This window comes from Ruminiclostridium cellobioparum subsp. termitidis CT1112, from assembly GCF_000350485.1.
Lineage (GTDB): Bacteria > Bacillota > Clostridia > Acetivibrionales > DSM-1351 > Ruminiclostridium > Ruminiclostridium termitidis.
In genome coordinates this window covers 38,257-62,467 of the sequence record NZ_AORV01000036.1, presented here as the reverse complement: position 1 = coordinate 62,467, position 24,211 = coordinate 38,257, and the positions used below count along the sequence as shown (strand labels likewise).

Below are 24,211 nucleotides of genomic sequence, written 5' to 3'. Positions count from 1 at the left end.
AATGAGGCACCGATATTTGAAAAATGTGGCCACTCTGAAACTTGACGAGGAAAAATGTAAGGGCTGCGGAAAATGCATCGAGGTATGTCCGCATAAGGTTTTTGCCCTGAGGGCTGATAAAGCCGAAATTATGGACAGGGACGGGTGTATGGAGTGCGGCGCGTGTGCTGGAAATTGTCCGTTCGGGGCACTGGAGGTAAAACCCGGAGTCGGATGTGCTGCTGCCATAATAATGGGGTGGCTGACCGGAAGCGAACCCAGCTGCGATTGCTCTTCCGGAGACAGCAGCAGCGGCTGCTGTTAGAGTGCCTGCATGAAGGGCTGTTACATCAAAAGCATATTGAATCCATGGATAAACAATAAATCAATATCAATATTACTGAACGTATTGAAAGGAAAAATAGACATGCCGGGTAAAATAAAAGTTGCATTCATCTGTGTTCATAACTCCTGCAGGTCCCAGATGGCCGAAGCAATATCCAGATTAATGGCAGCAGACGCTTTTGAGGCCTATTCGGCTGGAACTGTCACAAAACCCAGGATCAATCAGGATGCTGTTGAAACAATAAAAGAGCTCTATGGAGTGGATATGAATACTACCCAAAAATCAAAATTGATTTCTGATATTCCGGCGGTGGATATTGTGGTGACTATGGGCTGTAATGTAAACTGTCCGTTCCTGCCCTGTAAACACAGGGAGGATTGGGGGCTTGAAGACCCCACGGGAAAAGACAGGAGTGAATTTATAAAAATAGCCCGGCTGATTGAGGAAAAGGTTTTGGGGCTAAAGAGGAGAATACTGGGACTCGTGGATATGGAGCAGCCGGAGTGAGAAAATATTGACAGCCGGATATATTAATGATAACATGTGAATGAATAATTTGAAATTCATTCATTTTTTTATGGAGACCTGCATATGGATAATAAAAAGACTCAAATTTATGACAGTGGAAAAGAATTATTCAGCCTGAACGGCTTTAAGGATACAAATGTATCTGATATTACCAAAAAGGCCGGTGTGGCTGTAGGAACTTTTTATAACTACTATTCATCCAAAGAAAAATTGTTCATGGATATTTTTTTAGATGAAAATGTAAAACTTAAAAAAAGCTGTTTACAGTCCATAGACATCAATAACAGCCCGCTAGAAGTGGTCAGACAAATGCTGGCGCTGAATGTTCAAGGCATGAAAGCCAACCCCATTCTGAGGGAATGGTACAATAGAAGTGTCTTTAACAGGATAGAGCAGATATACCGTGAGGAAAACGGACTTGAAAATTTCGACTTCCTGTATGACAGTTTTCATGAAGTAATTTTAACATGGCAGGAAGAAGGGAAAATGAGGAGAGACATTGACAGCAAAATGATTATGACTATTTTTGCCGCCATTATCAATGTTGACACACATAAAGAAGAGATAGGAATTCAATATTTTCCGGAGGTTCTGGACTATATGTCGGAGTTCATCATGAAGGGACTGACCGACTGCCCCTGACAGAATCAGAGGCAATTTTTTTACTCACAAAATGAATGAATATAAAAATGTTCATTCTACTGAAATGTTTTGATTGCAGGGAAGGAGGCAGGATGCGAAAGGTAATCTGCACAGAGGATAAACATTTGACAGACAACTCAAGCCTTGGAATGAACACACAAATAACTCACAGGGTATTTGGTAGAAACACACCGGAGGCAGTAAATTCAGCAAATGCCGAGATGGAGAGGCTTGAAAAAATTATGAGCCGCTATATACCCGAAAGTGAGATAAGTCTTATAAACCAATTCTCAGGAATAAAACCTGTCAAAGTATGTGATGAGGTTTACAGGGTGCTCTCATATGCCAATGAGTTATCCGGTATATGTGATGGACTGTTTGATGTTACTATCGGCCCCCTGGTGGATTTGTGGAATTACAAGCATGCGCCGGGGGTGCCCGAGGAAGCAGATATCAGTCAGGCTCTGTCATTGGTCGGCTATTGTGATCTGCTGCTGAACCCTTCTGTAGGCACCGCTGGACTTGGAAAGCAGGGGCAGTCCATTGATTTGGGAGGGGTGGGGAAAGGTTTTGCAAGTGACAGGATTATTGAAATATTCAAGTGCTATGATATTGTGTCGGCTTTTACCAATATCGGAGGGAATGTCTCAGCCCTGGGAAATAAGCCTGACGGGACTCCCTGGATGGTTGGCATACGCCATCCGCGGCAGGAGGGCTGCCTGCTGGGGGCCGTTCCGGTTACCGGCAGGTCAGTGGTTACCTCCGGTGACTATGAACGGTATTTTATAGACCGGGAAGGTGTCCGGAGGCATCATATCCTGAGCCCGGTTACAGGATATCCTGCCCAAGCCGGGCTTATAAGTGCGACGGTTATTTCGGACAGTGCTATGCTTGCCGACGCATTATCCACTCTTGCTTTTGTGTCGGGGTTGGAAAGAGGAGCCGGGTTTATTAAAAGGTTTCCCGGCACCGAAGCCATTATGGTGGATGAGCATCAGCAGATATATATAACACACGGGCTTAAAGGCTGCTTTCAGCCAGCAGTCCATATTTCAACCAAAATTATATGAAAGGAAACAGACGCAATGAAAACTACTGTGAGAAAGAAGGGGAAAATCAAAGTGTGGATAGTTATATTGGTAATAATAGGAGTAATAGGAATTGCTCTGTTGGGAGGAATAATGGGTACCGAACCGGGAAGACGTGAAATTAAAAATCTTACCATTAACGATATAAACTTTAAAAATTTACATGACGGTACATATGTGGGAGAGTACAAGGGCAAAAAGGACAGTTTTCGAAATACCCGGGTAGAGGTAACGGTATCTTCAGGCCGTGTTACCGGTATAAAAGTGCTGAAGGGAGCTTTGAACAAAGAGGGAAAACCGGCTGAAATCAACTCAAAGGGTTCTACCGTAGAAGATTTGTTTGAGAAGGTTATCGAAACCCAGTCCTTGCAGGTAGATGTTATCAGCGGTGCCACCCTGACCTCAAAAACACATATAAAAGCTGTGGAAAATGCACTGGAGCAGGCTGATTAAAGGTTACATATAAAGCTCGATCAAGGAGGTTTTCAATGAGCAATACAGTTATTTCCTATTCGTTGACCGGCAACAACCGGGCATTGGCCGACAGTGTGGCAAAGGAGCTGTCTGCTGAACATATTAAAATAGAAGAAGTAAAATCCCGTACCATGGGGTCTATTGTACTGGACATAATTTTTAACAAAAGTCCGACGGTACGGCCACTGCCTGATAGCAGCATTAAAGAGTGTGATTTGATTGTTTTATTGGGACCGGTCTGGATGGGAAAGGTCGCCACACCGCTCCGCTTGTACTTGAAATATTTGAAGACCCACCCATACAGATATGCATTTATCTCCATAAGTGGAGGTGCTGACGGCTCAAATCCCGGGATTGCAGGTGAACTGGAAAAAAGGACGGGGAGGACCCCTGCTGTGTTGCTTGACCTCCATATTACCGGACTTTTACCATCCAGCCCCAGGCCTACCCGTAAAGCTACATCGGCATACCGGTTAAAACCGGACGATATTGTTAAATTGACCGGCAAAATTATGACAGTCCTTTCACCATGAAAGGGACTGTTTTTTTATTATCAGGGGTTTTGCTTTTATTGTTATAAAAATTTATAATAGCAATAAAGAATTATCCTGATTATACATCCATTGCTTGAAGTCAGTATGGAAGTATAAATATAATTCTGGTAAAATAAAGTACTAAAAGATAGAACAGGAGATACATATGTCGGAATATATATTAACCTATTCAAAGACAAAATTTTATCCGCTGGAACCTGTAAAGGAGGATATAAAGATTGAGGATATTGCCCACGCTCTTTCCTTGATGACACGAGCTAACGGGCATTTCAAGCACTTTTATTCGGTGGCCCAGCATTCAATAAGCTGCTGCAGGGAGGCCCTGGGCAGGGGATATTCCCGGAGGGTCCGGCTGGGCTGCCTGCTGCACGATGCAAGTGAGAGCTATATTTCCGATCTGACAAGGCCTGTCAAAAGAAATATGCCGGAATATTTTATTATTGAGGACAAGCTCCAGAAGGTCATATATGACAGGTTTGGCCTTGGTGACGTATCCGAAGAGGAACTCAGGTTGATTTCGGCTGTTGATGATTCGCTGCTATATTATGAATTTGACACGCTGATGAATGTTCAGCTGTTTGAGACCAGACCTGCCGTCTCAATGCAGCACGACTTTTCACAGAGGGATTTTAAAAGTGTGGAGAATGAGTTCCTGAGCTTGTTTGGCGAAGTTTCCGGGTGAGGAAGAGACACTCGTGCAGGGCAGTTTATCCGGTGAAACATCAAAATGATTTGAGAATAATAGAGCAGTAAAATGGAAAACTATTCAGAAAATATATTCAAAGTGAGAATTTTGGAATGACAATTGAACATAATGTATTTACTGAAATCGAGACACATTTATTGGAGGACAAACAGCCGTCAATTTACCTGGAGGATATATCAAAAACTCCGCTGTTTGAAAAATATCCCCTTGTATTGCTCAACAATCTGAAGAAGACCGGCCAGTCTCCCAGGCACCACCCAGAAGGCAATGTGTGGAACCACACCATGCTGGTGGTGGACCAGGCCGCAAAGGTCAGGGATAAAAGCCGGGATCCCAGGGCGTTTATGTGGGCTGCCCTGCTTCACGACATCGGTAAGCCCGATACGACGAAAATCCGCAAAGGAAGGATTACCTCCTATGATCACGATATAGCCGGAGCTGATCTGACAAGAAAGTTTTTAGCCGGATACCTGGAGGAGGAAGGCTTTGTAAATAAAGTTGCAGAGCTTGTGAGATGGCATATGCAGATACTTTTTGTCAATAACAATTTACCCTTCTCCGATGTGAGATCAATGTTAAGGAAAACAGATGTTGATGAAGTAGCCCTCCTTGGCTTCTGTGACAGGATGGGCAGACTCCATGCCGACCGCAGTGAAGAGGAGGAGAATATTAAGAGGTTCCTGGCAAAGGTTAAAGCTAATCAGGCCTGAAAACCTTGAGCTTTCTCAGAAAGGCCATGGAGAACAGCTGGGCACAGCCCACAAACAGCAGGAAATAGTTCAGATGGCTCTCATTCCCGAAAAAGGTCAGCAGGCCTATAAGGATCACCGTACTTATAAACCTGCCTGAGTTGAGCATTATTTCCTTGTTGATGATATATTCCACTCTCAAATCCTCCTCATGCTGCAGGCTTATAATATTAAAGCTTGCCGAGGACAGCGGCACCAGAAAGAAAGGCACGAAGGCCGAGTCCAAAATCATAAAGAACAATAATGAGCTGTAGCTTATATTTATCACAAGCCCCAATACGGCTACAAACATAAGGATTGCACCCAGCAGCATTGAAATCAGTCTCAATTTGGGCTTGATAAGTTTTTGCTCGGCTATATATGCCGCTGAGGAGATAAGGGATGCGAAAAGTGAAAATTTTCCCACGGCCAGTTCACTTCCGGTTGCTTTGTATACAAGAACTATTATGAGAAATCCTATGATAACATCCCGGAAGCCCCATAGGGCAATGCTCCTTCTAAGATTTTTCCAGTCCCCGCAGTTGCTTTTAAAGATTTTGCTATAGTTGAGACGGGTGCCGTAATTATCGGCTTTCAGCATCAAAGATACCAGGATAAGGATTATAAATAATATCAAGGATGAGGAAAAGACGATGGTATAGCCGGCTGACATGCTGTTTGCATTGATTATGAAAGCTGAAGTAATTGGTGCAGCTGCTCCACAAACCCCTGATATTCCGCCGTTGAACCCGTTAAAAGTGTCCCTGTTTTCAGTGGAGGTAAAATCGAAACTCAAAACATGGTAGGAAAGCCAGTAAAAGCCCCCGGCTATGCCGAACAGTGCACCCACAGGTATTACATATTTCGTAACATCATTTTTTAATATCAGTATAAACCCGAAAAACATAATAAAAAAAATTATTCCCAGTCTTAACGCCCAGATACCGTTCTTTTTTTTGGACAACCGGCCTGCCAGCATAAAAGCCGGAGGAATAAGGGCATAATGCATAAGGTTGTATTGCGCTATTACTATAAAATTGTTGGATTTCTTCCAGAGAAAGATGTTTACAAAGACGTTGGAAAGCCCCATTGCAAGGGTAAACAGGGCACTTATAACAAGTAAAATTTTAGCTTTTCCCGACATTACTACCTCCAGAATTTTGATTATTATAAAAGTTGTGATTCAAGTTTTTATTTTTAACCAAGTAAATGGAGATTATTTTGTTTTTAATTAAATATAATGTGGTAAAATAAAAGTTAGTTCTTAAATACTTTTTATAAAAGTTTTGTTATTATAAATTTGAGAGGACCGGTAAATTGTTTTAGCCGGGCCGGAAATGGAGAGATAAGTATGATTAATTTTGAATTCTATAATCCTGCCAGAATAATATTCGGTAAGGATACCGAATCCCAGGCCGGAAAGCAGATTTCCAAATTCGGTAAAAGAGTATTGCTGCACTATGGCGGAGGATCGGTCAAAGCCAATGGTGTATATGATAAAGTTGTAAAGTCACTTAAGGAGGAGGGTTTATTCTTTGTGGAACTGTCGGGAGTTGTTCCGAATCCCAGATTAAGCCTTGTCCGTGAGGGAATTGAGCTCTGCAAGAAAAATAATCTGGATTTTGTGCTGGCGGTGGGCGGAGGCAGCGTTATCGATTCAGCCAAGGCCATAGCAGCAGGGGTCAGATACAGTGGTGATGTATGGGAATTATATATGGACAATTCAAAACTGGCAGGACTGACAGAAGCTCTTCCTGTAGGAGTTGTTTTAACAATACCCGCGGCAGGCTCCGAATCCTCCACAGCTTCGGTTATTACAAACGAGGAAGGCTGGCTGAAACGTGCAATAAATACCGAAGTGGTAATACCGAAATTTGCGGTATTAAACCCGGAATCCAGCTATACGCTTCCCGCATACCAGACAGCCTGCGGTGCAAGTGATATTTTTGCCCACCTCATGGAGAGGTATTTTACACAGGAACCAAATGTGGATTTCACAGACAGGCTCATTGAAGCAAATATGAGAACCATACTTAACAATGCACCTCTGGCTTTGAAAAACCCCAATGACTATAATGTCAGGGCCGAGATAATGTGGGCAGGTGCAGTAGCTCACAACAACCTCCTGAATACCGGCAGGATAGGTGACTGGGGCAGTCATGACATAGAGCATGAAATCAGCGGAGCATACGATATAGCCCACGGTGCGGGTTTGTCCATAGTGTTCCCTGCATGGATGAAGTATGTATACAAGCAGAATGTGGACAAATTCATACAATTTGCAATGAGAGTTTTCAATGTGGACTTCAGCTTTGATGATAAGGAAAAGATTGTATTTGAAATGATAGAGAGACTTGAGGCCTGGTATGTCAGGATGGGCCTGCCCATAAGATTGTCCGATGTGAACATAGGAAGTGAAAGAATACGTGAAATGGCAGATAAATGCATGGTTGGACGTACCCACGTAGGGAACTTCCAGAAGCTCAAGGCCGATGACATTTATGAGATCTATAAATTAGCACTGTAGCAGCTATAACCGTAGTTCTGCGAAACAGCGCGAAAACGGACTACAGCCCGGAGCGGCGGCATTTGCCCTGAATTCCGGGCTGTTTTTATGCCAGTCGGCAAATTGTGCTCCATACTCTAAAAATATAGGAAAATATTACTTTTATATTATTGAACCTTATGGTATTTATGGTAAAATATTCATTAAACCATAAAAAAGGAATATCCCTTAAAAGGCAGAAGAAAAAGGAGGGCCGGTTAAATGAGTGATATTATTAAAATCCTGATTGTAGAGTATGACCCTGATTTTGCATTTTTAATTAAACAGCAGCTGTCAAAGGAACCTGATTTCAATTGCATCGGGATTGCTTCAAATTACGCTGACGCCATAAAACTGGCTAACGTGTATATGCCCCATGTAGTCATTATGGACCTGAACCTTTCATTATCCGAATTTGAAGGAGTGGAGATTTCCAGGGAAATCAGAATAAAGACAGGGGCCAAGGTAATAATCCTCACCTCTCTCGAATCGGAGGGAATCGTGGAGTATGCGGCAAAAAGAGCCTTTGCCGCGGATTGCTTGCTTAAAAGCCAGTTTTCCATCCTGTGCAGCACAGTGAGATACGTTGCAAATGGAACGACTCCCCATCAGCTTTTAATCAGAAAGCTGATCCTGGAGGATCTATCCAATGCCGAAAGGAATATATTTGATATGATAATTGGAAAAAAAATAGGGATCAAATCCAGCAATAAGACCATATCCAATCAGAAAACCAGCATTTTGAAAAAGCTTGGGCTTAAAAATACAAAAGAATTGATAAAGCTGATGGGATGAAGGCTTTTTATGTATTATAATTATCTTATAGAATTAAAACGTTTTGAGTAAAATAAGATAAATAATATTTTAGGAGCAGGTTATGGAAGGTTATTATTTGATGCCCCATCCGCCTCTGATAATTCCCCGGGTGGGCAGAGGCCAGGAAAAGCAGATACAGAAAACCATAGACGGTTGTGATGCCATAGGCCTGGAAATAGACAGATCAGGTATCCACACAATAATAGTCATTACACCCCATGGAACTGTTTTCCGGGATGCAGTGGCTCTGACCGGGATTGAAAACCTCAAAGGCGATTTCGGTAAATTTGGAGCCAAACAGGTCAGCTTTGATATTAAAATTGATTTGACACTTACGCATGAAATAATAAGGGAGGCGGAAAAGGCCCAAATTGCCGTCGCAGCTCTTAACAGGGAAAATGCAAAATCCTATGGTGTATCCCTGGAGCTGGACCATGGGGCAGCTGTTCCTTTGAGTTTTGTTAAAAGCCTGGATAAAATTGAACTTGTCCACATCACATATGGAATGCTCTCGCCCATTGAGCTCTATTCTTTTGGTAGGGCTATAGAGAAGGCATGTCAAAAGACCGGTACCCGGGCGGCAGTTATTGCCTCGGGGGATCTTTCCCACAGGCTTACAAAGGACGGCCCCTATCCGTACAGTCCATACGGCGCAAAATTTGATTCCCGCCTGCTGGAAGTGCTTGAGCAGGGGGATTTCAAATGCCTGTTCAACCTTGATGGAACTATGATCACCGAAGCCGGAGAATGTGGCCTGCGGTCACTTTATATTCTGGCGGGAACCCTTGACGGAAAGGACGCCAAAGCCGAAATCCTGAGCTATGAAGGTCCGTTTGGCGTAGGTTACGGTGTTGCACGCTTCAAGGTATCCGAGGGCAGATCAATTTTTGACGACATAAAAAACCTTGGCCGGGAAAGGCATGTGAAAAGGCTTGAAGAAGGCCCTGCCTATACCAGGCTTGCCAGGCGTAATATTGAAAACTTTTTCAGGACAGGAAAGTCTCTGACGGTAAAGGATATTAAAGATAAAGAATTATTGAACGATAGAAAAGGTGTATTTGTATCCCTGAAGCTGGCAGGTGAGTTAAGGGGCTGCATAGGAACCATAGAGGCCGTTACCGGTTCGGTGGGAGAAGAAATTCTTAATAATTCCATATCAGCTGCCTTTAATGATCCCAGATTCTCACCCCTGAGGGAGGAGGAACTGTACCAGCTGGATATTTCGGTTGACCTGCTGTATCCGGCCGAAAAATGCAGTTTTGAGGACTTGGACCCCGAAAGCTATGGAGTCATTGTCACCAGCGGAAGAAAGAGGGGATTGCTGCTGCCCATGCTGGAAGGCATTGATTCCAGTGAAGAACAGGTTTCCATTGCACTGCAGAAGGCAGGTATCGGAAAAAACCAATCCTATGAAATTGAAAGGTTTAAAGTCGAGAGATTTAAAGAGGTGGAAGCTTGAAAAAAGAGGCTATGTTTTTTCATCCCGAGGAAGGGAAGATCAGATGTGTGCTTTGCCCGCACTACTGCCTTATAGCAAAGGGGAACGTCGGGTTCTGCGGAGTGAGGCAGTGCGGCCAATCCGGGGATGAACTGAAGCTGTTTACATTGAATTACGGAGAAATAACCTCAATTTCACTGGACCCTATAATAAAGAAACCCCTGTACCATTTCCACCCCCGGGATAACATATTATCCGTAGGGAGCTTCGGCTGCAATTTTAAATGCAGTTTCTGCCAGAATTATTCTATTTCCCAGCACAGGGCTGAAAGCCGGTATGTGCCGACCGGGGAAATGGCAGATATAAGCCTTCGGAATACCGACAGCATAGGCCTGGCTTTTACCTACAATGAACCGTCCATCTGGTACGAATATGTTTATGATGTTGCAGGTGAGATAAAGAGAAGGGACGGGGAACATAAAATAGTGCTGGTCACAAACGGATATATAAATGAGGAACCGCTGAAAAAGCTGCTTCCCTATGTTGATGCCATGAATATTGATTTAAAGGGTGACGGGGAATTTTATAAAAGCATTTGTCTGGGCAAACTGGAACCGGTTATGAATACCATCAGGGCTGCAAACGGAGAGGGCTGTCATATTGAAGTAACAACACTCCTTATTCCCGGAGAAAATAACAGTCATGAAACCCTGGACAGGCTGGGCGATTTCCTTGCTTCAGTCGACAGGGATATTGTGCTTCATGTATCACGGTTTTTCCCAAGGTACAGGATGAAAAAGCCGGCAACCGGCATGGAAGATTTAAAAAAGGCGTATCAACAGTTAAGGAAAAAACTCACCAACGTGTACGTGGGCAATGTCAGCGAGGAAGAAAAGTCATATATTATGAAACAATGATTGTTTTGGGGAGTGTGACATGGCAGAACAGCTGAGTCTTTTGGATAACAGTGTTGAAAAGGTTTCAAGCGTCAAGCTTAAAACAATAATCTCGGCGTCGAGGAGAACCGATGTGCCTGCCTTTCACTATGACTGGCTGCAGGAGGTACTTGCGGCGGGCAGGGTTCAAGTGCCTAATCCAAGATTTCCGGATAAACGGTATGAAGTGGAGCTGACGCCTGAAGGAGTCCATTCCATAGTACTGTGGAGCAAGAATTTCAGCAGGGTTTTAAATGCTCCGGGGCACCTGACCGAATATAACCTGTATTTCCAATACACAATAAATAACTACTCCGGGCTCCTTGAACCCAATGTCCCCGGATACACCCAAACACTGAAAATACTGGAGGGCCTGCTGGGAAGATATTTACCCGAGCAGTTCAACATACGGTTTGACCCCGTAATCATTTCAACGAAGGGTGAGATAAGTCCGACACCCCATATGCCTGAGAAGGCAAGACTCATAGCCTTTGAACGGCTGTGCAGGGATTTGTGTTCTCTGGGTATGCAGAGATGCCGGATCACAACTTCATATCTGGCCATGTACAGTCATTTAAAGAACAGGATAAAGCAGTGCGGTCTGGATATAAGACACCTGGACAACGATATGCAGATGGATTTTTTTACAAGGCTGGCTGAGATCTCCGGAAATTACGGTTTGAAATTATACTCCTGCGCCAGTCCGGTTTTGGAGAAAATCGAAGGTATGGACCGGGGGCAGTGCATTGATGGGGAGCTGCTGGAAAGGCTTTTTGGAGGAAGGGTAAAAAAAGCGAAGGACAGCGGACAGAGAGAAGCCTGCGGCTGTTCCGCCAGCAGGGATATAGGGATTTATTCGAAAACCGCCGGCGGGATGAAATGCTTCCATGGCTGCAAATACTGCTATGTTATGGACGGCAGTTGATATTGGTTTGGCACTGCAAAAACACTTACTTTTTACGGTAAGTGTTTTTTAGAATAGGAATTTATAACGTTTTATTAAGATTTATCTTACTCTGACTCTATGTTTGATGCAGAAATTGTGTTCGTTGGAGGCAAGATATATTATTCCTTCAATAAACCCTACCAGGGCGGGAATACCGGTCCAGCAGAACAACAAGTATAATATGCCCATTCCGACCTTACCCATGTAAAACTTGTGGATGCCAAGTCCCCCAAGAAAAATTCCCAAAAGTCCGGCGGCTATTTTACTCTTGATAGGCCAGGCGGGACTGATGCCTTCATTAACCATTTGCTGGTAGTGGTAAGCCTGCTGTGCCTGTGCCGCCTGGTTTGGATGTACCGGCGGATGATATTGCTGCTGAGGGTTGGACTGCTGGAAATTGGACTGTTGATAGTTAGGCTGCTGCCCGCCCGCCGGCGTCTGGACGTTTGGCTGTGCAGCTGATGCATTAGCAATAAAGACTTCTCCGCAGTACTTGCACTCTCTTGTGTCAGGTGCGTTGGGAGCACCGCATTGAGGACAAATGTTATCTGACATATATAAAACCCCTTTATTATATTTTAGGATTACTACCTATATTATAGAAGAAATCATACCTTTTTTCCACATTCAGGACAAAATTTCGAGCCGTCCGGTACAGCTGCTCCGCAGGAGCAGGTTTTAGTACCTATTGAAGCTCCGCATTCAGGACAGAATTTCGAGTTGGCCGGGACTGTCTTTCCACAGGTTGGACACTGCTTTTTAGGAGTTTCCACAGGGCTGCCGCACTCACAGCAAAACCTTGAATTTGCAGGATTGTCAAAACTACAGGCAGGACACTTTATAACCGCATTGTCAATAACCGCTCTGGTGTTTACCGACGACGCCATCTCGCCAAACAGGGATGAACCTACCCCGGCTCCTACATTGCCGCTGACAAAGGCTCCTGCTATTCCCGAGTCGTTGGAGGCGGCATTGTCGTACACATCAAAGGAACGCTTTGTCACATAGCGGTTATCTCCCATGATTTCAAACTCTGCACGGTTTTTAAGGATTTCGTTTATTTCTTCAAAATCTTCATCGGGAAAATTTATGGACTTTATAAAAAAGTTTACCGGTGCTAAGCCGTATTTTTTAAATTCAGAAGAAATCTTATCCTTTGCCATGGTGGAAATGGAATCCAGTTTGGCGGTGATTTCCAATGCTGAAATTTTTTCATTAATAATTATGTTGGCAATAATGGTTTTTATTTTCTGTACCAAAATACCTTTGAAATAGTCCATTATTGCATCAAACTTGACAATTTCGGCAGGGCCTATTATACCTATGAGCTCGGTAAAGAATTTAAGGTAATTGTCCACCTTGAGCCCCATCTGGCCGAAGGCTCTGACTCTCAGCTTGGTGAAATATTTAGGGTCTATGACCTGCACCGGATCGGAGGTTCCCCAGTAAATGTCCAGCTTGGTAGCAATGTTCAGGAAGAATACTTCAGCAGAAAAAGGTGTTTTTCCGCCAAAAGGCAAATTGACAATGGATTTCAGTATGGGAAGATTTTTTGCATCCAGAGTATATGTACCGGCATTAAATACATCACATACCGTTCCGCCTTTTACAAATATTGCTGCCTGACCCTCGCCGACAATGAGCTGTGTTCCGTAAACAAGCTCTTCGGAGGGATATTTGTAGACAATCCAATCCCTCGTTCTAAGGCCGTCAAATTTCACCCTGTCGATTATAGCCATAATATGCACCTCAAACCTTATTTTGCTAAAAATTATATCATATCACTGAGCTGAAAACAATTACAAACACATTAATTAAAGCTGTTTTTATTGATTTCAAACTCATTCTTATTATAGTTCAGCATATTCTCATCCCTCATGCTGCTCAATTCCCTGGATAGGGCACTCCTGTTGACACAGAGGAAATCTGCCAGTTCATCGCGGGAAAACGGGATTCTGAATTTATTTGACCCGTGCTTTTGCATCTGCATGGCAAAATAGGCTATAAGTTTTTCACGGGTTGTCCTCTGTGAAAGAATATCCATTCTGTTGTTTAAAAGTATATTTTTCCGGGCAATCAGCTGAAGCATATTTTTAATCAAAGTTGAATGAAAGCTGCAGGCCGAGCTGCAGGTGGTCACTATCCTGCTGAAGCGTATGAAAAGTACATTGCAGCCGGTGGTAGTCAAAACGGTGACGGGTATCCTGCTCAAATTGGCACAGGCAAAGGCTTCTCCGAATATATCCCCTTCCGACAGCTCGGACATAATGGTCCTGTTGCCCATAACATCCTCTTTGACTATCTGGGCAGACCCCGATAGGATTATGCCCACCGAAGATACCCGGCTTTCAGCAAGAAAAATTATATCATTTTTGTTATATTCCTGTGTTCTGGCTCCAAGGCAGCCAAGCAGGCTGTCATATTGGCTTTCATCTATATTTTCAAATATGGCGACGGTTTTAAGCAATTCAAAATAATCCTTCATAAATTTTTCTCCTGGTTGCAAATGCAACCGATTTAATGTCATAAGTCTAGTACAATAAGCACATAAAGTCAATCACAAATCTTAACAGAATTAAAAATAACCTAAATATAAGGAGGCAATTTTTTATGTCAGAAATGTTTTGTTTTCAATGTGAGCAAACTGCAGGTGGAAAGGGATGTACCGGAGCTGCAGGAGTGTGCGGCAAGAAAGCCGATACATCAAATTTTCAGGATGAACTTACAGGTGCGCTGATAGGACTTGCAAAAGCAGCTGAAAAGGGCCGGCCCACAGCGCAGACTCATAAGGTTGTTATCGAAGGTTTGTTTACCACCATTACAAATGTAAGCTTTGATAACGCATCAATCAGGAGACAGATTGCAAATATTGAAAAGGAAAAAGCACAGCTTGGTTCTGCATTTGCAGCAAACTATGATATGCAGAAACTCTGGAATGATAATGAAGATATCCGTTCCTTGAAGTCCCTGATACTCTTTGGAATCCGTGGAATGGCGGCATATGCCTACCATGCATTGGTTCTGGGCTACAACAATGATGAAGTAAACGATTTCTTCTATAAGGCACTGAGAGCAATCGGCGAGGATCTCAATGCAGATGCCCTTCTTCCTATAGTATTGGAAACCGGTAAGGTAAATCTCGCCTGTATGGCCATGCTTGACCAGGCAAACACGGAAACTTATGGTACTCCTGTTCCGACCAAAGTACCTTTGACAATCGAAAAAGGACCTTTCATAGTAATTTCAGGTCACGATCTCTATGATCTGTACCAATTGCTTGAACAGACAAAGGATAAGGGTATAAATATCTATACTCATGGCGAAATGCTGCCTGCACATGCATATCCAAAGCTTAAGGCCTATCCGCATCTCAAGGGTAATTTCGGAACTGCATGGCAGAACCAGCAGAAGGAATTTGACAATTTACCCGGTGCCGTTTTATTCACAACAAACTGCCTGATGCCCACAAAGCCAAGCTATCATGACAGAGTATTCACAACCGAGGTTGTTGCATATCCTGAAATGGTTCATATTGATGATGACAAGGATTTCACGCCTGTTATAAATAAAGCTCTGGAATTGGGCGGTTATAAGGAAGACAGGAGAATGACCGGTATTAACGGCGGAGATACTGTTACAACAGGCTTTGCAAGAGGAACTGTCCTTTCGGTTGCCGACAAGGTTATCGATGCGGTCAAGGCCGGAGCAATCAAGCACTTCTTCCTTGTGGGCGGCTGTGACGGAGCCAAGGTTGGCAGAAACTACTATACCGAGTTTGTTCAGAAGACTCCGAAAGACACTGTTATACTGACACTTGCCTGTGGAAAGTTCCGTTTTAACGATCTTGATATCGGCGAGATAGGCGGTCTCCCAAGAATAATGGACATGGGCCAGTGCAATGATGCCTACAGTGCAATCCAGGTTGCTTCCGCACTTGCAGGAGCTTTTGAATGTGATATAAATGAGCTGCCGTTGTCCCTTGTGCTTTCATGGTATGAACAGAAGGCGGTATGTATCCTTCTGACTCTGCTCTCCCTTGGAATCAAGAACATTTATCTTGGACCTACACTGCCAGCGTTCATATCTCCAAATGTTCTTAACATACTGGTTGAGAACTTCAACATCAGCCCTGTTTCAACTCCGGATGCTGATTTGAAAAAGATTCTCGGCTGATGTGAAGCTGTAAATTATAAAGCCCTCAAGAAATATTTACTATAAAACAAACCTATACAAAATTGAAGTCTTGTCCATTTCATGCAAAGCATCTTCTTACAGCAGGGTACGCTGTAAGAAGATGCTTTGCATGTATAAAGAGCTGGTGTTCAGACCACTGGACATATTTTAAATATATGGATATACTCTTATTGAAAAATACTAAGAGAAATATTAAGATAAAAGGGAAATACTAAGTGAAATATTAATAAGAGGAAGTGTAACGTGAGAAATTTTCTATCGGAATTCAAAGAATTCATATCCAGGGGCAGTGTTGTTGATCTGGCTGTCGGTATCATAATCGGTTCGGCATTCACAGCCATTGTCACTTCGTTGGTAAATCAGGTGATCATGCCGGGAATAGGCTTTTTGATCGGAAGGATCAATTTCGCCGATTTCAGGTGGACACTTGCTCAGGCCTCCGGTGACAAGCCTGAGGTTGCAATATATTACGGTGCCTTCATACAGCAAATCATTAATTTTATCATAATTTCATTTGTTGTGTTCTCCATGGTCAAAATGATCAATGTATTGCGGAGAAAAAAGAAGGAGGAGGAGAAGCCTCCGGTGCCATCTCCCGAAGTTCAGCTGCTGACTGAAATCAGGGATTTATTGAAGGAGAACAAAAAATAAATTTTGCTTTAGCTATGTGACTTTTTTATATCAACTGGTAACTTCCGTACTAACTTCATAAAATAAGGGCGCACCCAAAACAATTACAAAAATTGTTTTTAACCGTGCATCTTATTTTATGAAGTTGTCCTCTCGTACCAGTTGATTTCAAATAATTGTAAAGCAAAACAAAATTTTAAATAGTGCAATATACAGAATATTGTACTGGTATAACGGATTAATTTACTGTAAAAGAAAAACAGGCCGGATTGGCTCCGGCCTGCATTACGCTGATATAAAACTGATTATTCTTATTTAAAATCTTGATTATCCTATAAACTGTTGTGTCCAGTATAATCTTCCGCTTGAATTCTTGGCTATACCTACTCCGATTTGGGTAAAGGATGAATTAAGAATGTTTGCTCTGTGTCCGGGTGAATTCATCCAGCCCTGCATAACCTGTTCAGGTGATGTCTGTCCCATTGCGATATTCTCGCCGGCAGTTCTGTAGCTGATTCCGTACTTTTTCATCATATCAAAAGGTGAGCCGTAGGTTGGTGAATTATGGTCGAAGTAATTATTCTTTGCCATATCCTGTGATTTAAGGGTAGCTACCTTGCTCAGCTCGGTATTCATCTTTAATGGCTTGAGTCCTGCTTTGGATCTTTCTGCATTAACCAGGTCAACTACTTTCTTTTGAAATGCACTGTAATCCCCGTTGGTGGTGCTTGGTGCCGGCTTGGTTGTTCCGGCAGGCTTTGTTGTGCCGGTAGTTGGTTTTGCAGCGGGCTTTGTTGTTGCAGGCTTGCTTGAAGCCGGCTTTGACGTAGTTGTTTTGCTGCAGTTTGAATTATTTGTTAATTTAGCTGATAAAGAACCGGTATATGATTTGATTATTTCTTCCAATTTTGATTTTACGGAAGTTACGCTATTTTGCTGATTATTTGAGCTTTTAGCTGAATTTGTCTTTGGGCAATTTTGAGTGTTTTTTACTGAAGTACTTACATTCAATACCTTTGGTTCACCGGATTTATCGCCGGTATTCAGGACTGTATTCTGAGGCTGATTATTACCGGCAGCCGCATTTCCTTCCAAGGTTTTAAATGCGGTATCAACTGCTGCCGATACAGGAGTTTGCTCCTTGACGGCTTCGCTGTTTAAAGCGGCAGCTTCGGCCGGCCTGCTGTTGTCAGCGGCGGCTTTGTTTCCTGACACATTTGCATTGCTGCTGAATGCAAAGAATGATACGAGTACAGCACATGCTGCGATACTTGATATAACTGTTGTTTTTTTATTATTCATGTTTACCTCCATTAGTTTCGACTAAATTTTACGTGCTTCTTCATGCCCATAATCAGCGTTTGTGACGATGCTTCTGTTCAATGCTTCGTTCAGCGTAAATATTTATCAGCTACCGGGGTATGGACATTATGTTAACACTGCTTTCTATGAGAAACAACCCCCCAATTTATGGTAACCCGCTTAAGTGTAGGCCTACAGGGTTTTGGAAAAAAGGAGTAAAACCTTGAGGCAGCAGGGATAGCCCTTGGTCAAGTTGACATAAAATTAACAATAAAAATAATTGAAATTTGTTTATTTGGACTAAAAAATATATTATTATTTGCTGTTTACCTATGGTAAAATGGGGAATAAATGAAACAGAAACCGGAGGAAAGGCGGTAAAACAAAGTGTTGGAATGGATAAGCAATCAGAATCATATATTTCAAGCCCTGCTGGCAACTCTGATGACCTGGGCAATGACTGCACTCGGAGCGGCAATGGTATTCTTTTTTAAGGAGATAAACAGACGTGTTTTAAACACCATGCTGGGTTTTGCTGCTGGAATTATGATTGCCGCAAGCTTCTGGTCACTCCTGGCACCGGCTATTGAAATGGCCGGAGATGCACCCATACCTGCCTGGCTGGTGGCCACGATAGGCTTCTTAGGCGGTGCAGGCTTTTTATATCTGGCAGACAAAATAATTCCGCATACGCATCTCAACTCCAAGGACGGGGAGGCCGAAGGAATATCTACCAGTCTAAAACGCAGCATCTTACTGGTTTTTTCAATAACGCTGCACAACATACCGGAGGGACTTGCCGTAGGTGTGGCCTTTGGAGCAGTTGCAGGCGGAATAACCGACGGAACGCTGATGTCGGCTCTGGCAATTGCAATCGGTATTGGTTTGCAGAACTTTCCGGAAGGGGCGGCAGTTTCAATTCCGCTCAGAAGGGAAGGATTATCGCGAAGCAGGAGCTTTTTCTACGGACAGGCTTCCGGTATAGTTGAGCCCATTGCAGGTGTGCTGGGAGCGGCCCTGGTTATGTTCGTAAAGCCTGTTCTGCCATATGCACTGGCCTTTGCAGCCGGAGCTATGATATTCGTTGTGGTGGAGGAGCTCATTCCGGAGGCGCAGAGCGGCTCCCATGAAAGTACTCACCTGGCTACCATAGGCTGTATATTAGGATTTGCCATTATGATGATATTGGATGTGGCCCTGGGATAAAAAAGAGTGTGTCGCGTGCTGCTGGAAAGTTGAGCGACAATTTAACTGGCACTGCGGGTTAAATTATATTTCAATTAACCTGTTGTGCTAATTGAAATTTTGTATTTGCTTTACAGATAGATTTAATCAAAAGCAACTGGTACGTGAGTATAACTTCATGAAATAAGGACGCAATTGTTTTGGGTGCGCCTTATTTTATGAAGTTAGTACGGAAAGTACCAGTTGATATAAAAATTAAAAAGGTAAAGCAAAATTTAAATTTATTGGCACAACGCGTTAACTTAACTGATTACGCTGGCACGCTTTTCTACCGAAGGCGGGATGCCATAGTATTTTTTATACAGCTTGCTGAAGTAATACGCATCCTCGTAGCCTACATTTCTTGCAACCGTTTTGATGGGAATATTGCCTGCATTCAAAAGCTCATTGGCCTTGGTCAGGCGGATACGTATCAGATGATTGATAGGCGATTCCCCTGTCTCCTCCTTGAATATCTTGGATATGTATACAGGACTCAGGTACATGTTATGGGCGAGTCTGTATAAGGAAATGGGTTTCATGTAATTCTGGCTCAGATATTCCAGTATTGTATTTACCACATTGGTTTTTTCTGAATTTGCAAAATTAAGTCTGGCTTTTTCGGACTTATCCTTGTTTGCATTCATTCCCCTGTACAGCAGAGAGGTGAGTTTAAGAATACTCGCCTTAATCATCAGATCACAGTAAGGCTCATTCTTTTCCTGTTCGGATAAGGTTTCATTGACGCATTTTAAAATATCCGGCTGAAACAGCGGCATGGAATAAATTATCCCGGCGTCGGGCTCAATCAGATAATTCGGGGGCAGATTTTTTATCTGAAAATCGCCCAGGGCGTAATTGAATTCTTCCACCTGGACACCTTCGGGTATGATCTTAAGGTGTTTTAAACCAGGTTTGACTATTACGATATTACCCTTTGTCACCTCATATCTGACATCGTCAATAACATATGTGAAATTTCCGGCCAATATGATTTTAACCTCCGTGAAGTCATGAACGTGATAACTCATGGTTTTTTCACAGTCGGCTACATTAATAAATGCGTACAGTAAGGTTGGATTAAAGCATTCAGCTCTTACTTCGGGCATACACAAAAGAAATCACTCCATTGCAGTCATTTTAAAAGCAAATTAAAAACAAAATAAAAAATCAAAATAAAAACTAAGTATAATACATATTTACAACATTTACGGCTTTGTATGCCTATTTTTACAGAACAATTTGCATATATATTTACAATAATATGTATACAGTATTAATTTATATGTTATCACAAACTTACCCCGATTCCAATCATATTCATTAATAATGTTATTAAGCACATAGGATAAAAATATCCATCACCAGGTAAAGAATATCCATTTTATAAGAGGGTTTACTCTTTATAATAGTACTAAGGTCAATAACTATGGACTCAAATAAAAACTACGGCAAAAGTGGGGTAAAAGCGTTGTAAAAGCGGCTTGAGAGCTTGATCCGCCTGAAGGTGACGGCTTTAACCTCAATTGAATTTGTAAAATAAATTTGTGAATTAAAATGGAAGGAATTACTTATTTATGGAAAATGTAAAATGGGTATGGAGCTACATAAAGAAATATAAATTCCGGATTTGCATAAGCCTTATCATGGTCCTTGTTGCTTCGGCACTAAGCATGGTATCTCCATATGTGTCGGGTATTATTGTTGACAGGGTTATCAAGCAGGGACACAGGGAAATACTTTTTGCATTGGCGGCATTAATGATCGGAGCCACGGCAGCAAAGGCAATAATAAGATTTACATACCAGATAAACTTTGAGAAAGTCTCCCAGGGAGCATACATGACCATTAGGGAGGATATGTACAGGAAGCTTCAGGCGCTGGATTTCAAGTTTTTCGACACCACAAGAACCGGTGACATCATGGCAAAAATGACCGGTGATATGGACACAGTCCGCCATTTTGTAGCCTGGGTCATTTACATGGTCTTTGAAAATGCCGTAATTTTTATTTTTGCGGTGATACTGTTATTCACAATCAATTGGCAGTTTACGCTTGTGCTGCTTCTGGTCATACCTTTTCTCGGCTGGGCGGCCATAAAACTTGCCAATGAGGTAAGACCGACCTTTTCAGCCGTCAGACAGCAGTTTTCAAGGCTGAATTCCGTAGTACAGGAGAACATCAGCGGAAACAGGGTCATAAAGGCCTTTGCCACAGAGAAGATTGAAATTGACAAGTTTGACAGGGAAAATGAGGCATACAGGCAGAAAAACATGGATTCGGCCAATGTTTGGTCAAAATACCTCCCCATAATAGATGCGCTGGCCGGAGCTCTTTCACTTACCATCATTATAATCGGGGGTATTCTGGTAATCAACGACCAGATATCCATCGGAGAGCTGGTAACCTTCAATTCCATAATATGGGCCCTGGGCAATCCTATGAGACAGTGCGGCTGGCTCATAAACGACATACAGCGTTTTAACGCCTCGGCGGATAAAATCAGAGAATTCTTCGAGACCGAGACATCAATAAGCAATACGGAACAGCCTGCCGAAGAAGATATCAAAGGTGTGGTTGAATTTAAAAATGTGAGCTTTGGCTACGAGGGGGAAGAGGTGCTGAAAAATGTCAGCCTGAAGGCCAGTCCCGGACAGACAATAGCTATAATCGGACCTACCGGTTCAGGCAAATCCACACTTGTAAATCTCATATGCAGATTCTATGACTGCAGTGAGGGTGAAGTACTGATAGACAATATAAATGTCAGAGATATGGAACTGAGAAACCTCCGTGCAAAAATATCGGTTGCGATGCAGGATGTGTTCCTTTTCTCAGATACCATCGAGGGCAATATAGCCTATGGTGTGCCGGATGCCCCATATGAATCTGTAAAGTGGGCTGCGGGAATAGCAGATGCCCATAAGTTCATATCAAACCTGCCCGAAGGTTACGATACCATTATCGGGGAGAGGGGAGTGGGCCTGTCGGGCGGACAGAGGCAGAGAATAGCACTTGCAAGAGCTATTCTGAAGGATCCTTCAATACTGATCCTGGACGATACCACCTCCAGCGTGGATATGGAAACCGAATTCGAGATACACAAGACACTAAGGTCTTTCTATAATAATAAAACAACGTTTATAATTGCTCACAGAATAGCATCTGTCAAAAATGCCGATAAGATAATAGTTATTAACGGAGGAACAATTATTGAACAGGGTACCCATGAAGAGCTTTTGAAACAGAAGGGTTACTATTATAACGTATATCTTACCCAGTTCGGCGATTTTGACGCCGCAGCGGTCAAGGAGGTGGGGTAATGGCCAGAAACAAGTACGATGTGGATGAAGAACTGGTATCGGTTTTCAGAATGAAAGACTTAATAAGGCTTCTCAGATATATGAAGCCCTATAAGCTCACCATAGTTGTCACAGTAATGCTGATGCTTATAGCCAGCATTGCAAATCTGCTGGGCCCGGTGCTTGTGCAGGATGCAATAGACAACAGGATTCCTGACAAGGATGTTAACGGATTGATAATTTTGTCGGTCATTTTTGCCGTCACGCTCATTGTAAACGCGATATGCTTCAAATTCAGGGTCAGGCTTATGTCCACCATAGGGAACAATATTGTAAAAAAGATCAGGGAAGATATTTTTTACAAACTTCAGGAGCTTCCATTTTCATATTATGACAGCCGCCCTCATGGAAAAATACTGGTCAGGGTATTAAACTATGTCAATTCACTGAGTGACCTGCTGTCAAACGGTTTTATAAACTTTATAACCGATATGTTCACTCTGGTGTGTATCGTAGTTTTCATGCTGTTCATAAATGTGAAGCTGACACTGGTCAGCCTGCTGGGACTGCCTCCCCTTATAATAACCATAATGTTTATTAAAAATATACAGAGAAGGAATACCCAGGCTTTAAGCATGAAGCAGTCAAACCTGAATGCCTATATCCATGAGAGTATTTGCGGTGTCAAGGTTACCCAGTCCTTTGCCCGTGAAAAAAAGAACGAGAGTATTTTCCGTGAACTGAGCATTGCCTATAGAAAGGCATGGATGAAATTTACCAAATCCAACTTTATTTTATGGCCTATTATTGATACCATCTCCACATCAGGTGTGGCAGTGCTCTATTTTGCGGGAATAATATGGATACAGGGTGTATCCGTCGGTGTGCTGATAGCATTTATAAGTTACATATGGAGATTCTGGCAGCCGATTGCCAATATGGGGAATTTTTATAACGCAATGATAAATGCCATGGCCTACCTTGAGAGGATATTTGAGACCATAGACGAGGAGCCGGCAATTTCCAATCTCCCGAGAGCAACTGAAATGCCCCAGGTCAAAGGACAGGTGGAATTCAAGAATGTGGGCTTTACCTATGACGAGGAGGCCGGAAACAAAATTCTGGATAATATAAACTTTAAAGTCGGGCAGGGCAGTACCATTGCACTTGTGGGGCCTACCGGAGCAGGAAAGAGCACGGTAATCAACCTTCTCAGCAGATTTTATGATGTTCAGGAGGGCGAGGTGCTGATTGACGGAATAAATATAAGGAATGTCACACTGGGCTCTCTCAGAAGCCAAATGGGTGTGATGCTTCAAGATACCTTCCTTTTCTCGGGAACGGTAATGAGCAATATTAAATATGCCAGACCGGACGCCACCGACGAGGAGGCCATACAGGCTGCGAAAACAGTATGTGCCCATGATTTTATAATGAATCTGAAGGAAGGATACGATACTGAAATAAATGAGAGAGGAACAAGGCTGTCCATCGGAGAGCGGCAGTTGATATCCTTTGCCAGAGCGCTGCTTGCCGACCCGAGAATTCTCATATTGGATGAGGCGACCTCAAGTATCGACACCAGAACCGAGCTTGCCCTTCAAAACGGTCTGCAAAGACTGCTGAAAGGCAGAACTTCCTTTATAATTGCCCACAGACTTTCTACAATAAAAAATGCCGATTGTATCATGTACATTGACAGCGGCTCAATAGTGGAACGCGGAACACATGAGGAATTGCTGGCCTTAAAAGGGCACTATTACAAATTGTACAATTCACAGTTCAGTGTGCTTGAGGCCGTGTAGCCGGGGCATTATTGATTTCCCGCGGGAAG

At 42.9% G+C, this 24,211-nt stretch carries 24 protein-coding genes; 18 read left to right on the top strand and 6 right to left on the bottom strand.

Going from position 1 to position 24,211, the window contains the following annotated elements:
* Position 1: 1 nt before the first annotated feature.
* The 8 genes from hgcB to CTER_RS13780 all read left to right on the top strand — a co-directional run bounded on the left by hgcB (position 2) and on the right by CTER_RS13780 (position 5,027).
* Positions 2-304, top strand: a complete 303-nt coding sequence (gene hgcB, locus CTER_RS13815; RefSeq protein WP_004626264.1) for a mercury methylation ferredoxin HgcB — start codon at positions 2-4, stop codon at positions 302-304.
* Between the two features lie 102 nt (positions 305-406).
* Positions 407-832, top strand: coding sequence for an arsenate reductase ArsC (locus CTER_RS13810; protein WP_004626259.1), 426 nt, complete (start codon positions 407-409; stop codon positions 830-832).
* Between the two features lie 84 nt (positions 833-916).
* Positions 917-1,495 (top strand): TetR/AcrR family transcriptional regulator, encoded by a 579-nt coding sequence (locus CTER_RS13805; RefSeq protein WP_004626235.1) that lies wholly within the window; start codon positions 917-919, stop codon positions 1,493-1,495.
* A gap of 92 nt (positions 1,496-1,587) precedes the next feature.
* Entirely contained in the window at positions 1,588-2,565 is a 978-nt protein-coding gene (locus CTER_RS13800; RefSeq protein WP_004626220.1) for an FAD:protein FMN transferase, read from the top strand.
* 15 nt (positions 2,566-2,580) lie between these two features.
* Positions 2,581-3,036 carry an FMN-binding protein gene (locus CTER_RS13795; RefSeq protein WP_004626339.1) on the top strand — a complete coding sequence of 152 codons (456 nt, stop codon included), beginning with the start codon at positions 2,581-2,583 and terminating at the stop codon, positions 3,034-3,036.
* 35 nt (positions 3,037-3,071) lie between these two features.
* Positions 3,072-3,590: a flavodoxin family protein gene (locus CTER_RS13790; protein WP_004626175.1), complete on the top strand. Its 519-nt coding sequence runs from the start codon at positions 3,072-3,074 to the stop codon at positions 3,588-3,590.
* A gap of 166 nt (positions 3,591-3,756) precedes the next feature.
* Complete coding sequence (locus CTER_RS13785; protein ID WP_004626166.1) at positions 3,757-4,293, top strand: HD domain-containing protein; 537 nt, start codon at positions 3,757-3,759, stop codon at positions 4,291-4,293.
* A 116-nt stretch (positions 4,294-4,409) separates the two neighbouring features.
* On the top strand, positions 4,410-5,027 hold the full coding sequence (locus CTER_RS13780; protein ID WP_004626194.1) for an HDIG domain-containing metalloprotein: 618 nt from the start codon (positions 4,410-4,412) through the stop codon (positions 5,025-5,027).
* Here CTER_RS13780 and CTER_RS13775 read toward each other — a convergent pair.
* The gene (locus CTER_RS13775; RefSeq protein WP_004626184.1) at positions 5,014-6,189 is read right to left on the bottom strand and encodes a hypothetical protein; all 1,176 of its coding nucleotides are present in this window, start codon (positions 6,187-6,189) and stop codon (positions 5,014-5,016) included. The two genes, CTER_RS13780 and CTER_RS13775, sit on opposite strands and share 14 nt — an antisense overlap.
* A 207-nt stretch (positions 6,190-6,396) precedes the next feature.
* Between CTER_RS13775 and CTER_RS13770 the strand changes: the two genes are divergently transcribed.
* The 5 genes from CTER_RS13770 (at position 6,397) to CTER_RS13750 (ending at position 11,704) form a co-directional block, all read left to right on the top strand.
* Entirely contained in the window at positions 6,397-7,572 is a 1,176-nt protein-coding gene (locus tag CTER_RS13770; protein WP_004626208.1) for an iron-containing alcohol dehydrogenase, read from the top strand.
* Between the two features lie 240 nt (positions 7,573-7,812).
* Positions 7,813-8,385 (top strand): response regulator transcription factor, encoded by a 573-nt coding sequence (locus CTER_RS13765; RefSeq protein WP_004626335.1) that lies wholly within the window; start codon positions 7,813-7,815, stop codon positions 8,383-8,385.
* A gap of 82 nt (positions 8,386-8,467) precedes the next feature.
* Positions 8,468-9,865 (top strand): AmmeMemoRadiSam system protein A, encoded by a 1,398-nt coding sequence (gene amrA, locus CTER_RS13760; RefSeq protein ID WP_004626272.1) that lies wholly within the window; start codon positions 8,468-8,470, stop codon positions 9,863-9,865.
* Complete coding sequence (gene amrS / locus CTER_RS13755) at positions 9,862-10,761, top strand: AmmeMemoRadiSam system radical SAM enzyme (protein WP_004626348.1); 900 nt, start codon at positions 9,862-9,864, stop codon at positions 10,759-10,761. Before amrA ends, amrS begins: the two co-directional genes overlap by 4 nt.
* 19 nt (positions 10,762-10,780) lie before the next feature.
* A complete protein-coding gene (locus CTER_RS13750) occupies positions 10,781-11,704 on the top strand; it encodes a DUF1848 family protein (RefSeq protein ID WP_004626376.1) in 924 nt (307 codons plus the stop codon).
* Between the two features lie 81 nt (positions 11,705-11,785).
* Here the strand turns inward: CTER_RS13750 and CTER_RS13745 are convergent, their stop codons facing one another.
* The 3 genes from CTER_RS13745 to CTER_RS13735 form a co-directional block, all read right to left on the bottom strand.
* Positions 11,786-12,280 carry an NINE protein gene (locus CTER_RS13745; protein ID WP_004626363.1) on the bottom strand — a complete coding sequence of 165 codons (495 nt, stop codon included), beginning with the start codon at positions 12,278-12,280 and terminating at the stop codon, positions 11,786-11,788.
* 53 nt (positions 12,281-12,333) lie between these two features.
* Positions 12,334-13,464, bottom strand: coding sequence for an SPFH domain-containing protein (locus tag CTER_RS13740; RefSeq protein ID WP_004626358.1), 1,131 nt, complete (start codon positions 13,462-13,464; stop codon positions 12,334-12,336).
* A gap of 71 nt (positions 13,465-13,535) precedes the next feature.
* Complete coding sequence (locus CTER_RS13735) at positions 13,536-14,210, bottom strand: Crp/Fnr family transcriptional regulator (protein WP_004626292.1); 675 nt, start codon at positions 14,208-14,210, stop codon at positions 13,536-13,538.
* Positions 14,211-14,335: 125 nt separating this feature from the next.
* On the opposite strand from CTER_RS13735, the gene hcp reads away from it, so the two are divergent.
* Both hcp and mscL read left to right on the top strand, forming a co-directional pair.
* Positions 14,336-15,898 carry a hydroxylamine reductase gene (gene hcp / locus CTER_RS13730; RefSeq protein WP_004626251.1) on the top strand — a complete coding sequence of 521 codons (1,563 nt, stop codon included), beginning with the start codon at positions 14,336-14,338 and terminating at the stop codon, positions 15,896-15,898.
* Positions 15,899-16,162: 264 nt separating this feature from the next.
* Complete coding sequence (mscL, locus tag CTER_RS13725; RefSeq protein WP_004626230.1) at positions 16,163-16,570, top strand: large-conductance mechanosensitive channel protein MscL; 408 nt, start codon at positions 16,163-16,165, stop codon at positions 16,568-16,570.
* Positions 16,571-16,876: 306 nt separating this feature from the next.
* On the opposite strand, the gene CTER_RS13720 is transcribed toward mscL, so the two are convergent.
* The gene (locus CTER_RS13720; RefSeq protein WP_004626327.1) at positions 16,877-17,851 is read right to left on the bottom strand and encodes a CAP domain-containing protein; all 975 of its coding nucleotides are present in this window, start codon (positions 17,849-17,851) and stop codon (positions 16,877-16,879) included.
* A gap of 390 nt (positions 17,852-18,241) precedes the next feature.
* On the opposite strand from CTER_RS13720, the gene CTER_RS13715 reads away from it, so the two are divergent.
* Entirely contained in the window at positions 18,242-19,057 is an 816-nt protein-coding gene (locus tag CTER_RS13715; RefSeq protein ID WP_040761193.1) for a ZIP family metal transporter, read from the top strand.
* A 281-nt stretch (positions 19,058-19,338) separates the two neighbouring features.
* Here CTER_RS13715 and CTER_RS13710 read toward each other — a convergent pair whose 3' ends face one another.
* Positions 19,339-20,184, bottom strand: a complete 846-nt coding sequence (locus CTER_RS13710) for an AraC family transcriptional regulator (RefSeq protein ID WP_242834985.1) — start codon at positions 20,182-20,184, stop codon at positions 19,339-19,341.
* 468 nt (positions 20,185-20,652) lie between these two features.
* Here CTER_RS13710 and CTER_RS13705 point away from each other — a divergent pair, with 468 nt between their 5' ends.
* Together CTER_RS13705 and CTER_RS13700 are read left to right on the top strand one after the other, a co-directional pair.
* Positions 20,653-22,398: an ABC transporter ATP-binding protein gene (locus tag CTER_RS13705; protein WP_004626350.1), complete on the top strand. Its 1,746-nt coding sequence runs from the start codon at positions 20,653-20,655 to the stop codon at positions 22,396-22,398.
* Positions 22,398-24,182 carry an ABC transporter ATP-binding protein gene (locus CTER_RS13700; protein WP_004626342.1) on the top strand — a complete coding sequence of 595 codons (1,785 nt, stop codon included), beginning with the start codon at positions 22,398-22,400 and terminating at the stop codon, positions 24,180-24,182. The genes CTER_RS13705 and CTER_RS13700 overlap by 1 nt, the downstream gene beginning before the upstream one ends.
* The last annotated feature ends 29 nt before the right edge of the window (positions 24,183-24,211 follow it).